Origin of the sequence: Streptomyces sp. NBC_00259, assembly GCF_036181745.1 — a bacterium.
Lineage (GTDB): Bacteria > Actinomycetota > Actinomycetes > Streptomycetales > Streptomycetaceae > Streptomyces > Streptomyces pratisoli.
Window position 1 is genome coordinate 1501138 of sequence record NZ_CP108080.1, and the last position, 13787, is coordinate 1514924.

A 13787-nucleotide genomic window follows, 5' to 3' on the forward strand; every position below is an offset into this window, starting at 1 on the left:
AGACTAACCAGTCGGTATGTGCCCACGGAAGAGGGTCGTGGCGAACCGTGGCGTCCGGCACGTTCCGCGCGGCCGGAGCCCGCGCTACCGTGCGTGGCCATGACAGATGTAGCGATCACGGAGGTTGTGCGATGAGCCTGTCCAGACGGGGTCTGCTGGCGGCGGGAGGCGCGGCCGGCGCCCTGGCCGCGACCGCCTCCGCCGTCTCACCCGCCGCGGCGCACGGCGGTCGGAGCCGGCTGCGCACCGGCTTCGAACGGCTCTCCGCCGACGGGTACCGGCTGCTGTCCGGCGAGCGGGTCGGCGTCGTCACCAACCCGACCGGCATCACCCGCGACGCCCGCCACATCGTCGACGTCATGCACGCCGACGACCGGGTGGACCTCGTCGCCGTCTTCGGACCGGAGCACGGCTTCCGCGGCACCGCCCAGGCGGGCGGCTCCGAGGGCCGCTACGACGACCCCGCGACCGGACTGCCCGTGTACGACACGTACCTCAAGAGCGGACAGCCGCTCGCCGACATCTTCACCGCGTCCGGCGTCGGGACGATCGTGTTCGACATCCAGGACGCCGGTGCCCGCTTCTACACCTACATCTGGACGCTGTACGACTGCATGGAAGCGGCCGCGCTCGCGGGGAAGCGGCTGGTCGTGCTGGACCGGCCGAATCCGGTCACGGGGCGGGCGGCCCTCGGGCCGGTCCTGGACAAGGCGTTCGCGACCTTCGTGGGCCGTGAACCCATCGCCCAGGCCCACGGCATGACCGTCGCCGAACTCGCCCGGCTCTTCAACGGCGAGTTCCTGGCCACGCCGGTGGAGCTGGACGTGGTCCCGATGTCGGGCTGGCGGCGTGACGAGTTCTACGACGCGACCGGACTGCCCTGGGTGCCGCCGAGCCCCAACATGCCGACGCCGGACACCGCGCTCGTCTACTCCGGTACCTGTCTGTTCGAGGGCACGAACCTCTCCGAGGGCCGCGGCACCACCCGCCCGTTCGAACTGCTCGGCGCCGAGGGCATCGACCGGGCCTGGGCGGAGGCGGCGAACGCACTGGACCTGCCCGGAGTGCGGTTCAGGGAGGCGTACTTCGCGCCGACCTTCTCCAAGTTCCAGGGCAAGACCGTGGGGGGCGTGCAGCTGCACGTCCACGACCGGGACGTCTTCGACCCGGTCCGTACCGGCATCGGGCTGCTGGTGACGGCGAAGCGCAGCTGGAGCGGCTTCGCCTGGCGCTCCGACAACTGGATCGACAAACTCACGGGCTCCACACGGGTGCGCACGCTGATCGACGCGGGCGCCGGAACGGACGACGTCGTCGGGGCCTGGCAGCAGGACCTGGCCGCGTTCCGCGCGGTACGCCGGGAGTATCTGCTGTACCGGTGAGGCGCGTGCCCTGCGGGGGCTCTCCCCCCGCAGGGCACGGTGCCGGCTACGGGCGGTGCGAGGGGAACTCGACGACCTGCTGGTACGTCGGGCGGTTCTGCCAGTGGACCGCCGGATGCGTGATGCCGCCCAGGGGACGGTGCACGAGGGCGTCGGCGCACCACTGGTCGCCGGCGCCGCAGGTGTCGTCGCCGGGATAGACCTCCGTCGCGGGCCGGGCCACGGCCTGCCCGAGCGTGGTCAGCAGCGCGTCACGGCAGGCGGTGAGCTGCCCGCCGCCGCAGTACGTCTTGGCCAGCGGGCCCCCGACCTGCTCCCCCAGCACCTGCCGCAGGTCCTTGTCGGTGAAGCCCCACCAGCCGTACTGGAACGCCGAGCCGCTGTGCCCGCCCGCCGGCCCGTGGTGGGCGGCCGGTGACTCGTCGACGGCGATGCTCGCCGTCAGCGACCGGTAGAGGTCGTCACCGAGACCCGGCCGGAACTCGGCCTCCACCAGCAGCGGCCACCAGGCGTCCATGATCCGTACGGCGTCGGCGTGCCCGTAGGTGTGCGAGCCGGGTGAGGTCTCCTTGCGCTGTGAACCGGCCGCGCGCCAGGAGTCGAGCTGCTGGATCGCGGTGTTCAGGCGGGGATCGGTGACCGGGCTGCTCCGCAGGATCCTCAGCAGCTCCGGCAGCAGCTGCTCCCCGCGCAGATCGGTGAGGCCCGCCTCCGCCATGGCCCGGGTGAGCGACGCCCGGGTCACGCCCCCGTCCGCGACGAGCTTCGCGACCCGGTCGTCGAGCAGATCGCCGCGGTGCACGGAACCGAAGCCGAAGCCCGCGGTGTTGTAGTCCGCGGCCTGCCGGTTGTTCCACGAGATGTAGTAGTCCTGGCCGCTGGAGCGCGGATGCTGCGCGAAGGGCGTGTACGCGGCGGTGTTGGCCGCCGGGTCGAAGCCCTGCCACTCGTAGGGCTGTTCCGCCTTCACGGGCAGGGCCGGATCGATGCCGGACGCCCGCACCGGGTTCATTCCGCTGTTGTAGTAGGCGGTGGTGCGGGAGTCCGCGTAGAACCAGTTGAAGGCGTAGTCGATGTGGTGGACGGCCTGCTGGAAGGAGGAGGCGTCCCTGACGTACGACGGGTCGTTGAGCATCTGGAAGCCGATGATCGAGTCGGCCTCGTGGCGGTAGGTGGAGCGCAGCGAGGTGTACGCGACGGGCTTGCCCGCGACGGTGGCGCGGTGGGTGACGATGCCGTACTTGGTGCGCCAGACCTGCATCCGGTAGGAGCCGGCCGCGGTCCCGTCGGCGACGGTGGGCTTCCAGGAGTTGCGCTTCTCCAGCTTCTCCATGGCGGTGCAGGTGCCCCGGTAGAGGTAGTGGGTGTCGTCATGGCACAGCTCGACGGCGTAGGTGTCGGTGATGTCCTGGGCGGCGGAGGTGGCGGACCAGGCGTAGTCCTGGCCGCGGCCCATCTGGACGTACATGCCGACACCGGCGAAGGCGACGCCGCGGGCGGAGATCCCGGGGCCCTGGAGCTCCTGGAGCATCAGCAGCTGGGGCGCGAAGTAGCCGGTCTGCGGGCCGAAGACGGCGACGGGGTGTCCGCTCGCGGTGTGGGCCCCCGAGACGAGCAGCGCGTTGGACATGCCGCGCTTCGGGTCGAGCGCGCCCGGCGGCAGGACGCCGTCGTCGTACATGCCCTGCGCGGGCCTGAGGTTCGCCGGCGCGCGGACGGGGGCCTTGGCGCCGGTGACCGCCGAGCCGGTGCGGTCGTACACGAGCTGCTCGGGACGGACCGAGCCCGGGTCGGGCAGGGCCGTGCCACGCGGGTTCGCGGGCTTCTGCGCGTACGGGAAGGAGCTGCCGTCGTGGACGGTGAGGACGGCCTCGGGGTCGTTGCGCTGGCGGAACGACTCCCAGACCCTGGTGCCTTCGACGACGCCGTACTTCTGCTGGGCGGCCAGCAGGGAGAGGGCCGCCTGTACCTCGCCGCCGCCTCCGCCACCGAACTGGCCGCCGACGACGGAGGCGATGACGATCAGGTCGGTGAGCCGGAACGGCTGGATCTCGCCGGCGTTGGTGATCGAGTCGATGTGGCCGGTGAGGACGTACTCGCCGGGGAAGTAGCGGCCGTCCTTGGACTGCTGCCGGTAGGCGTTGATGCCGTCGACGTACGCCTGCGCGTCCGCCATGGCCTGCTCGCCGCGGGCGCCCTCGGTGCTGCGGATCCGGGCGATCTGGGCCTCGTAGTCGGCCTCGGTGTACGGGGCCTGGGGCCAGAACTGCTGCTCCATGCCCTGGTTGGCGAGCGCGCCGCCGGCGAACGAGGTCAGCTCGCCCCGTCCGATGTGCCGGAACAGGTCCATCATCCACAGCCGGTCCTGCGCGGCGGCGTACCCGGCGCCGAACTCGGTGCCGTAGCGGGTGGTGCCCTTGATGTGGGGGACGCCGGTCTTCCTGTCGCGCGTGATGGTGACGTCGAGGCGTGGGGAGGTGACGGATTCGGCCTGCCCGGCCGGGACGCCGAAGGAGGCGTCGTTGAAGAATTCGGTCAGTTTGGCGTCGGTCAGGCCGCCGTAGCCGCCCACCAGCGAGCCGTAGCGCCCGAGTTGGTCGGAGCTTTGGCCGGGCCGGGTGCCGAACACGCGGTGGGCGAGGATGTCGGCGAGCGTGGAGTTGCCGTTCTGCCCGGGCGGCAGGATGTCCGCGCACTGGCTCTGCCCCTGGTTCAGGCAGTGGTCGGCGACCGGTGCGGGTTCCTCGGCGGCGGCCTGCGGCAGCGGTGCCAGCAGGGCCGTTGCGAGTACGAGCGTCGCGCAGGCGGTTCTGATTCGTCCGGTGTGGCGTCCGGTGCGTCGTCGCATGGGGATCTCCTCGTCAGAGGCCGGTCCGGCGCAGGTTACTGGCGGTATGACTCATCGGTAAGATGAACAACCGTCACTTTTTCTGCATCGCTCCCACGTGTGGACCGGCTTGTTCCGCTCGGTGGTCCGCGTTCCGACGCATTTTCGAGGGAGCCGGATGGGGTAGTCGTACGTCCATTCCTCGACGCGGAAGTGCGAGCGACGATGTTCGAGCGACGGAGGTGGCAGTGCGATGGCCGGTTTCCGGAGTCTTGCGAGACAGGTGCGCGACCCGCGGGGTGATCTGGCGCTGAGGCGCTACTCACTGCGCAAGTGCCTGGAGCGGTTCGCCCCTTACGGGCACCGGGCGACCTGGGACCATCTGTGTTCCCGGCATGGATTCGGGCCCGACGACCGGGAGCCCGATCCGGCGCGGCTGGTGGCCGCGCTCGACGAGTTGGAGGAGGCGCGGGCCGTGTGGCTCGCGTACGAGAAGAGTTTCGCGGAGCGGCGCAGGCGCGAGAAGCACGACGGGCTGCGGCGGCCGGGGTCGATCGACGACTGGCACCGGCGCACCTGGGGCGGCAACGGCATCGCCCGGTGCGACAACCCGAGGGTGCATCCGTCGGATCCGCTGGGTGAGGTGCTGCGCCGGCTGATCGCCGCCCTGGGTGCGGCGCCCGCGGCGGCCTGTCCGGTGTGCGCGGGCCGCCGGATCGTGTGGCGGCAGGATCTTCACAACGAGCCGTGGTTCGGACCGGTCTGCACGGGGTGCGGGGTCGTGGTCCCCCAGCCGGTGCTGACGAACGACGCGCTGCGGGCCGCCAAGCGGGTGCGCGGCTGGGAACTGGCCTCGGTGGCGTAGCGCGATGCGCGCGGGGGCCGGTCGTCGGCCGTGGAGCCGCGGGCCCCCCGTCGTCGATGGCGCCACGCGCTGTCGGGCGTGGCCTGCGTCGTCGGTCGCGGCCTGCGCCGTCGGTCGTGGCCCGGCGCCGTCGGTCGTGGCCCGCGTTGTCAGTGGTGCCTGGCACCATCGACGGCATGATCCAGGTCTGTCTCAACGGGCAGCGTGGCGCGGAGGATTCGGCCGCCGTGCCGATGTCGCCGGGCGCGCTGGCCGAGTCGGCCGTGGCCGCTGTCGCCGCGGGCGCGTCGGAGGTGCATGTCCACCCGAAGACACCATGCGGCAGCGACTCGCTGTCGCCCCTGGTCGTGGCCCCGGCGGTCGAGGCGATACGGGCGGCGGTGGCTGTGCCGGTCGGGGTGACGACGGGCGCGTGGGCCGAGCCCGATCCGCTGCGCCGGGCCGCGCGCATCCGCTCCTGGACGGTGCTGCCCGACCACGCGTCGGTCAACTGGGACGAGGACGGGGCGGAGGAGGTCGCGGCCGCGCTGCTGGAGCGCGGCGTGGGCGTGGAGGCGGGCATCCGGTCGGGTACGGACGGGGCCCGGCGTTTCGCCGCGTCGCCGCTCGCACCGCGGGTGCTGCGGGTGCTGGCCGAGGTGACGGACCCCGACCCCGCGACGGCGGTGGACACCGCCCGCGCCCTGGTCGCCGGGATCGGCGCGCGGCACGCCGTGCCGGTGCTGCTGCACGGCGAGGAGGGCGGCGCGTGGCCGGTGCTGCGACTGGCGGGGCGGCTGGGGCTGGACACCCGGATCGGTCTGGAGGACGTGCTGTTCCTGCCCGACGGACGTCCCGCCGTGTCGAACGCCCAGCTGGTCATGGCCGCGGTGCGCCTGTGGTCCTGCCCCCAGGAGCCGGACGGTCCCGTGGGTGAGCGCCGTGCATGAGCCCTCCGCGATGGCTCGGTCCCGCGCGCGGCCCACGGCCGGGAGGCGGCGGTGCGGGAGGGCCGGCCGCCGGCGCGGGCCGCAACGCTACCAGCGCGAAATCCGGTGGCCCACCGGGTTTGCGCGCGGACACAGTGGGGCGCGATGTGAGACACGACCGAGGAGCCCGACCATGTCCACGCTGCGCGTCACCGCCGAGCCGCTGACGATCCATGAGCATCCCCGCGCCGACGCCCTCGAGCTGGCCCAGGTGGGCCTCTATCGCGCCGTCGTCGCCAAGGGTGCCTACCGCAGTGGGGACTTCGCGGTCTACATCCCGGAGCAGTCCGTGCTGCCGGCCACGCTGGTCGACGAGCTCGGGCTGACCGGGCGGCTGGCCGGGAAGGCTTCGGACCGGGTCAAGGCGGTGCGGCTGCGCGGTGAGCTGTCGCAGGGGATCGTGTGCCGGCCGAGGGCGCTGGAGGGCACCGACCTGGAGCGCGCTGCCGCCGACGGCACCGACTTCGCCGCGCTCCTGGGCATCACGAAGTGGTCGCCGCCGATCCCGCCCACGATGAGCGGTGACGTGGAGTCCGCGGCCGATCTGCTGCCCTGGGCCGACATCGAGAACCTGCAGCGCTATCCGGACATCTTCGAGCCGGGCGAGCCGGTCGTCCTGACGGAGAAGCTCCACGGGACGGCCTGCCTGGTGACGTACGTCGCCGACGAGACGGGTGCCCCTGCCGTGCCCGGCGAGCCACGGGGGAAGGTGCTGGTGTCGTCGAAGGGGTTCGGCGCGAAGGGCCTGGCGCTGAAGGAGGATCCGCGCAACCTGTACTGGCGCGCGGTGCACGGCCACGCGGCGGCGGAGGTCGCCGCGCGGCTCGCCGCGAAGCTGGGGGCGCGCCGGGTCGGCATCTTCGGTGAGGTGTTCGGCGCGGGGGTGCAGGACCTGTCGTACGGCGCCAACGCCCGTTCCACGGAGCTCGGTTACGCGGTGTTCGACGTGTCGGCCGAGATCGACGGCCAGGTCCGCTGGCTGGACGCGGTGGAGCTGCTCGACGGCGAACTGCCCCTGGTTCCACGGCTGTACGAGGGCCCCTTCTCGCTGGAGAAGGTCCTGGAACTCGCGAGCGGCCGGGAAACCGTCTCGGGCCGGGAAATGCATCTGCGCGAGGGCGTCGTCATACGGTCCGCGACCGAGCGCTACAGCCCGGTGGTGGGCGGCCGGGCGATGGCCAAGTCCGTCAGCCCGGCGTATCTGACCCGCAAGGGCGGCACCGAGTACGAGTGACCGTCCGGCGCCTGGTGGCCCGTCACGGGGGTGCGGGCCACCAGGCGTTTCGGCGTCGCGGAGCCACCGGCGTGTGCGCGCGGCCCACCCGGCCGACCGCCCGGCCCACGGTCGGCGCAATCGGCCGTACGGACCACTTCACCGGCCGAGACTCGGCCCGTGAAGCCGAACCGAGATTCGCTCCTGACCTGGGTGATGGTGGCGCTCACCATGACGACGGGATTGGTCGAGGCGGTCAGCTTCCTGGTCCTCGGGCCGGTCTTCACCGCTGTGCAGACGGGCAACATGCTGCTGATGGGTTTCGCGCTCGCCGGAGTCACCGGCCTGTCCGTGGCCCCGTGTCTCGCCTCGCTGGTGGGGTTCACCGTGGGCACCGTGCTCGCCTCCCGGTACGAGTCGCGCGCACAGGTGCGCGGCCGCCGGTGGTTCAGGGAGGCGCTGGTCGTCGAGGCCGCGCTGCTGGCCACCGCCGCGGTGGCCGCGTGGCAGATCGAAGAGCGCGGTGAGTCGCTCACCGACCGGCACTACATGGTGGCCGCGCTGGTCGCGCTGGCCATGGGGGTCCGGAACGTCTCCACCCTGCGGGCGGGGGTGCCGGGTATGCCCACCACGGTCACCACCCGGGCGTTCACCGCCCTGATCGGCGGCTCCCCCCTCGCCCTCGACAGCCATATCTCGCCCGGTGCGCGCAACGAGATCCGGCGCGGCGCCTCGGTGGCGGCCATGTTCACGGGCGGTCTGCTCGGCGCCTGGATGATCCGGGACGAGCGTCTCGATCCGGCCGTGGTGCTGCTGGTGATCGCGGCCCTGGTGCTGATCGTCGCGATCGGCGCCACCTTCCTGCCTCGTGAGTCCGTGGCCGAATAGCCGCCTGCCGGGCCCGGCCGGTGGATGCGTTGACAGACGCCGCCACCCCGACCATGCTAAGCAGTCGCTTAGACACACACGGACCGGGTGAGAGGCAGGGAACAGGGACATGGCCGAGCCGAGGATCTTCACGTCCGCCGAGGAACTGACCGCCGGAGTCGGCGAACAACTGGGCCACAGCGACTGGCTGGAGATCGAGCAGAAGCGCATCGACCTCTTCGCCGAAGCGACCGGCGACCACCAGTGGATCCATGTGGATCCCGAGCGCGCCGCGGCCGGGCCCTTCGGGAGGACCATCGCGCACGGCTACCTCACGCTGTCGCTGCTCCCGACGCTCGTCCCGCAGATCATGCGGGTCGAGGGCATGAAGATGGGCATCAACTACGGGACCAACAAGGTCCGTTTCCCCGCCCCCGTCCCGGTCGGTTCGCGGCTGCGCGCGACCGCCGTCCTCAAGAGCGTCGAGGAGGCGGGCGGCGGCGTGCAGGTGACGGCCTTGGTCACCGTGGAGCGCGAGGGCGGCGACAAGCCGGTGTGCGTGGCCGAGTCGGTGTCCCGCTACTTCTTCTGAGCCCGACGGCCCCGGGCCGTGTCCGACACGGCCTACGCGCGTGCGGAGACCATGCGCAGGACGAGGTCGGCGTAGAGCTCGCCGACCTCTTCCGGCGTCCGGTGCCCCCGGACGTTGAACCAGCGCGCCACGTCGATGCAGAGCGACAGCACGGCCAGCGTGGTGCCCGGCACGTCGGGGACGTCGAACTCCCCGGTCTCCACGCCGTCGCGCAGGATCTCGCGCACGACGGCGTCGCTGCGGCGGCGCAGCTCCACGATCTCGGTGCGGTGCTCCTCGGAGAGCGCGTCGATCTCGTACTGCACCACCCGCGCGGTGTCGTGCCGGCGGGCGTGCCAGCGGACGAAGGAGCTCACCGCCTCGGCGAGCCGCTCGCTGGGCGTGCCACCGCCGTCGGACGCCGCCGACAGGACCTCCAGCGCCCGGTCGTGCCCGATCCGGCTGATCCGGTGGAGCAGCTCTTCCTTGGTCTTGTAGTGGATGTAGAGCGCTGCGGGGCTCATCCCCGCGCGGCCCGCGATGTCCCGTGTCGTGGTCGCGTGGTAGCCACGTTCGGCGAAGGCCTCCACGGCGGCGACGAGGAGCTTCCGCGCGGCCTCGGGTGCGACTTCGCCCCAGGGCATGTCCTCGCTCGTCGTGTCCTGCGCCGCAGTCATGGCTCGCCCCTTCCGCCCGCCGTCCCGGTGAGTGCGGGACGAACACCATACCCCGAAGCTGAGCAAGCGCTTAGAACGCGGCCGGGGCTTCTTGTGCGGGCCCGGAATCCCGGGCCGCCGGTCAGAACGCCGAGACTCCGGTCAGGGCCCGGCCGATGATCAGCTTCTGGATCTGGCTGGTGCCCTCGTACAGGGTCATCACCCGTGCGTCGCGGAGCAGTTTGCCCACCGGGTACTCGTCGATGTAGCCGTAGCCGCCGAAGACCTGGAGCGCGTTGTTCGCGGCACGGACGGCCGCCTCGGAGGCGAAGAGCTTCGCCTTGGACGCGGCGGTGGCGAAGTCCTCCCCGCGGTCGACGAGATCGGCGACCCGCCAGGTCAGCAGCCGCGCCGCGTCCACGTCCACGGCGGTGTCACTGATCAGCTCCTGGACCAGCTGGTACGAGGCGATCGGCCTGCCGAACTGCTCACGCTCGCCCGCGTAGCCGACGGCGGCCTCGAGCGCGGCCCGGGCGATGCCGACACAGCCCGCGGCCACCGACATCCGGCCCTTGGCGAGCGCGGACATGGCGATCGAGAAGCCCTTGCCCTCCGGGCCGAGCAGGGCGTCGGCCGGCACCCGGACGTCCTCGAGGACCAGCTCGGCGGTGGCCTGGCCGCGCAGGCCGAGCTTGCCGCGGATGGTGCGCCGGGTCAGGCCGGGGGTGTCGGCGGGTACGAGGAAGGCGGAGACGCCCCGGTGGCCGGGGGTGTCGTTGGTGCGGGCGAAGAGCAGCACGACATCGGCCCAGGTGCCGTTGGTGATGAACATCTTCGAGCCGTTGATCACGTAGTCGCCGCCGTCGCGCACGGCCCGGGTGGTCAGATTCCCCGCGTCGGAGCCGGTGCCGGGCTCGGTGAGGCCGAAGCAGCCGAGGGCCTCGCCCGCCGTCAGCCGGGGCAGCCACCGCCGCTTCTGCTCCTCGCCGCCCCAGGCCGCGATGGTCTTGGCGACGAGGCCGAGGGAGACCGAGACGATGCCGCGGACCGACGAGTCGCCGCGTCCGAGTTCCTCCGTGACCAGGCAGTACGCGAGATGGTCGCCGCCCGAGCCGCCGTACTCCTCGTCGATGGTGAGCCCGAGGAAGCCGACCGAGCCCAGCTTCTTCACGATCGATCTGTCGACGCTCTCGGACCGGTCCCAGTCGACGGCATGCGGGCTGATCTCGCGCTCGACGAAGTCGCGCGCGAGATCGCGGACGGCCTGCTGCTCCCCGCTCAGTTCCAGGTTCACCACGGAACATCCCGCCTTTAACTATCACTGCTAGTTTCTGTTCGGCAGGGCTTACTATGTGCCGCATGGCCCGACCGCGCAAGCCCCTCCTCAGCCGCGACCGCATCGTCGGGACGGCGAGCGCGCTCGTGGACGCGGAGGGCCTGGACGCGGTCTCCACCCGCCGGCTCGCCGCCGAACTGGGCGTGAGCGGCCCGTCCCTCTACAACCACTTCCGCAACAAGGACGAGATCCTGGACGCCGTGGCCGACGCGGTCAGCGCCAAGGTCGATCTGTCGATGTTCGACGAGACGGACGGCCGCGACTGGCGCACCGCGCTCCACGACTGGGCCGTCTCCTACCGCGCGGCCCTCACCGACCACCCCAACGTCGTCCCGGTCCTCGCCCGCGGCCCCGGCCGCCGCCCGGCCGGCCTCAAGGTCGCCGACGCCGTCTTCGGCGCCATGGTCCGCGCCGGCTGGCCCCCCGCCCAGGCCACCCATATCGGCGCCCTGATGCGCTACTTCATCACCGGCTCGGCGCTCGGCTCCTTCGCCCGCGGCTTCGTCGACGACGAGACCGCCTACGACCCGGCCGACTACCCGCACCTCGGCCAGGCCCATCTCCTCGCCGACCGGCAGCAGCAGGTCGACGAGGGCGCCTTCGAAACGGGGCTGCGGGCGCTGCTGGACGGACTGGCGGTGCGGTACGAGGCGGGGGTGCGGGGCGCGCGGGCGCCGCAGGGCCCGGCGGACGGTCCGTAACACCGGTGCGGGCGCCGGACCCCGTTGCGGGACGGGCGGGTACCGGCCCGGGGACAATTGCGGTGGGCACGCAAGCGCCGGCGGCGTACGGTCGCGGCATGACATCGACCCAGTGGCGCGCCTTCGCCGCGGCCGCGACCACCGTCGTCCTCTGGGCCTCGGCCTTCGTCTCCATCCGCAGCGCCGGTGCGGACTACTCGCCCGGCGCGCTCGCCCTCGGCCGGCTCCTCGCCGGGGCCCTGGTGCTGGGCGTGATCTGTGCCGTACGCAGGGAGGGACCGCCGCCGAGGGCCGCCTGGCCCGGGATCGCGATATCCGGGCTGCTGTGGTTCGGGCTCTACATGGTGGTCCTGAACTGGGGCGAGCAGAAGGTCGACGCGGGCACGGCGGCGCTGGTCGTCAACGTCGGGCCGCTGGTGATGGCGCTGCTCGCCGGATGGCTGCTGAAGGAGGGGCTGCCGCCGCGGCTGCTGGCGGGGATGGGCGTGTCCTTCGCGGGTGCGGCGGTCGTCGGCCTGTCGATGTCCGGCGAGGGTTCGGCGTCGGTGCTGGGGGTGCTGCTGTGCCTGCTGGCCGCCGTGTCGTACGCGGGCGGTGTCGTCGCCCAGAAGCCCGCGCTGCGGTACGCGTCCGCACTGCAGGTGACGACCTGGGGCTGTGTGATCGGAGCGGTGGCCTGTCTGCCGTTCGTCGGGGTGCTGGTGCGCGAGGCCGCCGAAGCGCCCCTGTCGGCGACGCTCAACATGGTGTATCTGGGCGTGTTCCCGACCGCGTTGGCGTTCACGACGTGGGCGTACGCCCTGGCCCGTACGACCGCGGGGAAGATGGGCGCGACGACCTACGCGGTGCCGGCGATCGTGGTGCTCATGTCGTGGCTGCTGCTCGACGAGGTGCCGGGCTGGCTCACGATGCTCGGCGGCGTGATCTGCCTCGCGGGCGTGGCCGTGTCGCGTTCGAGGTCCCGTACGCCGGCCCGGGAGGACCGGACCGGCGTCACGGACGCCCCGGCGGACCGGGCCGACGACGGCGTCAGGCCCGCGCAGCCGCGCGCTTCGCGAGAACCCTGATCGATACGAGCGCGATGACGGCGAGACCGATGATGTAGGCGGAGACGGCCATCGAGGTTCCGGTCGCCTCCAGCAGGAGCACCATCATGAACGGGGCCAGGCCGCCGCCGAACACCGCGGCGATCTGGTAGCCGAGCGAGGCGCCGGTGTACCGCATCTCGGCGGTGAACAGCTCGGCGAACAGCGCGGCCTGCGGCCCGTACATGATGCTGAGGAAGCAGCTGGTGACGAAGGTGCCGACGGCCAGCCACAGCAGCGACTTGGTGTCGATGAGCAGGAACAGCGGGACCGCCCAGACCAGCAGGCCGACCGCGCCCGCCGCGTAGATCCGCAGCCGTCCGATGCGGTCGGAGAGTGCGGCGGCGGCGGGTATGAGCGCGAGCTGGGTGAGGCTCACGCAGAGCGAGACCATGAGCACCGCGTCGCGCTCCATGCCGAGTTCACGGGTCGAGTAGTCCAGTACGCCGGTGATGATGATGTAGAAGGTGGCGGTGTTCACGGCGAAGGAGCCGCCGGCGAGGAACACCGTGCCGAGGTGCTTGCGCAGGATCGTCCGCAGCGGGGAGCGCGGCTCGCCCTTCTCCTGCTCGGCCAGGGCCTGTTCGGCCTCGCGGAACTCGGGGGTCTCCTCGACCCGGGCGTGGATGTACCAGGCGAGACCGAGGACGAGGAAGCCGACCAGGAACGGCACCCGCCAGCCCCAGGACGCGAAGGCGGAGTCGTCGGTGAAGGCGCCGGCGGCGAGGAACACGGTGTTGGCGGTGACCACACCGATGGGCACGCCGAGCTGGACGAGGCTGCCGTAGAGCCCGCGCTTGCCCTCCGGGGCGTACTCGGTGGCCATCAGCATCGCGCCGCCCCACTGGGCGCCCACGGCGATGCCCTGCATGACGCGGAGCAGCACGAGCAGCAGCGGTGCGGCGATGCCGATCGTCTCGTACGTCGGCAGGAGGCCGATGCCGGTGGTGGCGAGGCCCATCAGGGTGAGGGCGAGGACGAGCATCGGCTTGCGTCCGCGCTTGTCGCCGAGGTGGCCCGCGATGATGCCGCCCACGGGACGGGCGAGGAAGCCGACCGCGAAGGTCGCGAAGGCGGCGAGCACTCCGGCCGAGGGACTGCCCGCGGGGAAGTAGAGATCACCGAGGACGAGTGCGGCGGCGATGCCGAAGACGAAGTAGTCGTACCACTCGACGGCGGAGGCGAGCGCGGCGGCGGTGGCCACGCGGCGACGGTGCCGGTCGGTGGGTGCGGTCACCTGCGGCTTGCCGGCGCGCGGGGAAGGGGGTGCCGTGTCCATGCGTGCACACTCCGATGGGTGCGGGGGACGAGGAGTG

The 13787-nt window shown here is 72.1% G+C and carries 12 protein-coding genes; 8 read left to right on the forward strand and 4 right to left on the reverse strand.

The annotated features are described in order from the left end of the window. The first annotated feature begins 131 nt into the window (after positions 1 to 131). Entirely contained in the window at positions 132 to 1382 is a 1251-nt protein-coding gene (locus tag OG766_RS06760; protein ID WP_266375436.1) for an exo-beta-N-acetylmuramidase NamZ family protein, read from the forward strand. Between the two features lie 46 nt (positions 1383 to 1428). On the opposite strand, the gene OG766_RS06765 is transcribed toward OG766_RS06760, so the two are convergent. Continuing rightward, positions 1429 to 4230, reverse strand: coding sequence for a penicillin acylase family protein (locus tag OG766_RS06765; RefSeq protein ID WP_328724777.1), 2802 nt, complete (start codon positions 4228 to 4230; stop codon positions 1429 to 1431). 232 nt (positions 4231 to 4462) lie between these two features. On the opposite strand from OG766_RS06765, the gene OG766_RS06770 reads away from it, so the two are divergent. The 5 genes from OG766_RS06770 to OG766_RS06790 all read left to right on the forward strand — a co-directional run bounded on the left by OG766_RS06770 (position 4463) and on the right by OG766_RS06790 (position 8714). Further along, on the forward strand, positions 4463 to 5074 hold the full coding sequence (locus OG766_RS06770; protein WP_266375418.1) for a hypothetical protein: 612 nt from the start codon (positions 4463 to 4465) through the stop codon (positions 5072 to 5074). 176 nt (positions 5075 to 5250) lie between these two features. Further along, complete coding sequence (locus OG766_RS06775; RefSeq protein WP_266375416.1) at positions 5251 to 6003, forward strand: 3-keto-5-aminohexanoate cleavage protein; 753 nt, start codon at positions 5251 to 5253, stop codon at positions 6001 to 6003. 172 nt (positions 6004 to 6175) lie between these two features. Further along, the gene (locus tag OG766_RS06780) at positions 6176 to 7276 is read left to right on the forward strand and encodes an RNA ligase (ATP) (protein WP_328724778.1); all 1101 of its coding nucleotides are present in this window, start codon (positions 6176 to 6178) and stop codon (positions 7274 to 7276) included. A gap of 159 nt (positions 7277 to 7435) precedes the next feature. Beyond that, positions 7436 to 8143 carry a YoaK family protein gene (locus OG766_RS06785; protein ID WP_328724779.1) on the forward strand — a complete coding sequence of 236 codons (708 nt, stop codon included), beginning with the start codon at positions 7436 to 7438 and terminating at the stop codon, positions 8141 to 8143. A gap of 109 nt (positions 8144 to 8252) precedes the next feature. Further along, entirely contained in the window at positions 8253 to 8714 is a 462-nt protein-coding gene (locus OG766_RS06790; RefSeq protein WP_266375410.1) for a MaoC family dehydratase, read from the forward strand. 32 nt (positions 8715 to 8746) lie between these two features. Here the strand turns inward: OG766_RS06790 and OG766_RS06795 are convergent, their stop codons facing one another. Beyond that, positions 8747 to 9370, reverse strand: a complete 624-nt coding sequence (locus tag OG766_RS06795; RefSeq protein ID WP_266375408.1) for a TetR/AcrR family transcriptional regulator — start codon at positions 9368 to 9370, stop codon at positions 8747 to 8749. 121 nt (positions 9371 to 9491) lie between these two features. Next, positions 9492 to 10643: an acyl-CoA dehydrogenase family protein gene (locus tag OG766_RS06800; protein WP_328727437.1), complete on the reverse strand. Its 1152-nt coding sequence runs from the start codon at positions 10641 to 10643 to the stop codon at positions 9492 to 9494. A gap of 65 nt (positions 10644 to 10708) precedes the next feature. Here OG766_RS06800 and OG766_RS06805 point away from each other — a divergent pair, with 65 nt between their 5' ends. Both OG766_RS06805 and OG766_RS06810 read left to right on the forward strand, forming a co-directional pair. Beyond that, the gene (locus tag OG766_RS06805; RefSeq protein ID WP_266375404.1) at positions 10709 to 11386 is read left to right on the forward strand and encodes a TetR/AcrR family transcriptional regulator; all 678 of its coding nucleotides are present in this window, start codon (positions 10709 to 10711) and stop codon (positions 11384 to 11386) included. Positions 11387 to 11484: 98 nt separating this feature from the next. Then, positions 11485 to 12453: a DMT family transporter gene (locus OG766_RS06810; RefSeq protein WP_266375403.1), complete on the forward strand. Its 969-nt coding sequence runs from the start codon at positions 11485 to 11487 to the stop codon at positions 12451 to 12453. On the opposite strand, the gene OG766_RS06815 is transcribed toward OG766_RS06810, so the two are convergent. Continuing rightward, the gene (locus OG766_RS06815; RefSeq protein ID WP_266378190.1) at positions 12416 to 13750 is read right to left on the reverse strand and encodes an MFS transporter; all 1335 of its coding nucleotides are present in this window, start codon (positions 13748 to 13750) and stop codon (positions 12416 to 12418) included. The genes OG766_RS06810 and OG766_RS06815 overlap by 38 nt on opposite strands. Positions 13751 to 13787: the final 37 nt, after the last annotated feature.

Excerpts from the sequence above, each read along its gene's own strand:
- OG766_RS06815 (WP_266378190.1), bottom strand. The coding sequence starts at position 13,750 with ATGGACACGGCACCCCCTTCCCCGCGCGCCGGCAAGCCGCAGGTGACC.
- OG766_RS06790 (WP_266375410.1), top strand. The coding sequence starts at position 8,253 with ATGGCCGAGCCGAGGATCTTCACGTCCGCCGAGGAACTGACCGCCGGA.
- OG766_RS06795 (WP_266375408.1), bottom strand. The coding sequence starts at position 9,370 with ATGACTGCGGCGCAGGACACGACGAGCGAGGACATGCCCTGGGGCGAA.
- OG766_RS06765 (WP_328724777.1), bottom strand. The coding sequence starts at position 4,230 with ATGCGACGACGCACCGGACGCCACACCGGACGAATCAGAACCGCCTGC.
- OG766_RS06770 (WP_266375418.1), top strand. The coding sequence starts at position 4,463 with ATGGCCGGTTTCCGGAGTCTTGCGAGACAGGTGCGCGACCCGCGGGGT.
- OG766_RS06805 (WP_266375404.1), top strand. The coding sequence starts at position 10,709 with ATGGCCCGACCGCGCAAGCCCCTCCTCAGCCGCGACCGCATCGTCGGG.
- OG766_RS06810 (WP_266375403.1), top strand. The coding sequence starts at position 11,485 with ATGACATCGACCCAGTGGCGCGCCTTCGCCGCGGCCGCGACCACCGTC.
- OG766_RS06780 (WP_328724778.1), top strand. The coding sequence starts at position 6,176 with ATGTCCACGCTGCGCGTCACCGCCGAGCCGCTGACGATCCATGAGCAT.
- OG766_RS06760 (WP_266375436.1), top strand. The coding sequence starts at position 132 with ATGAGCCTGTCCAGACGGGGTCTGCTGGCGGCGGGAGGCGCGGCCGGC.
- OG766_RS06775 (WP_266375416.1), top strand. The coding sequence starts at position 5,251 with ATGATCCAGGTCTGTCTCAACGGGCAGCGTGGCGCGGAGGATTCGGCC.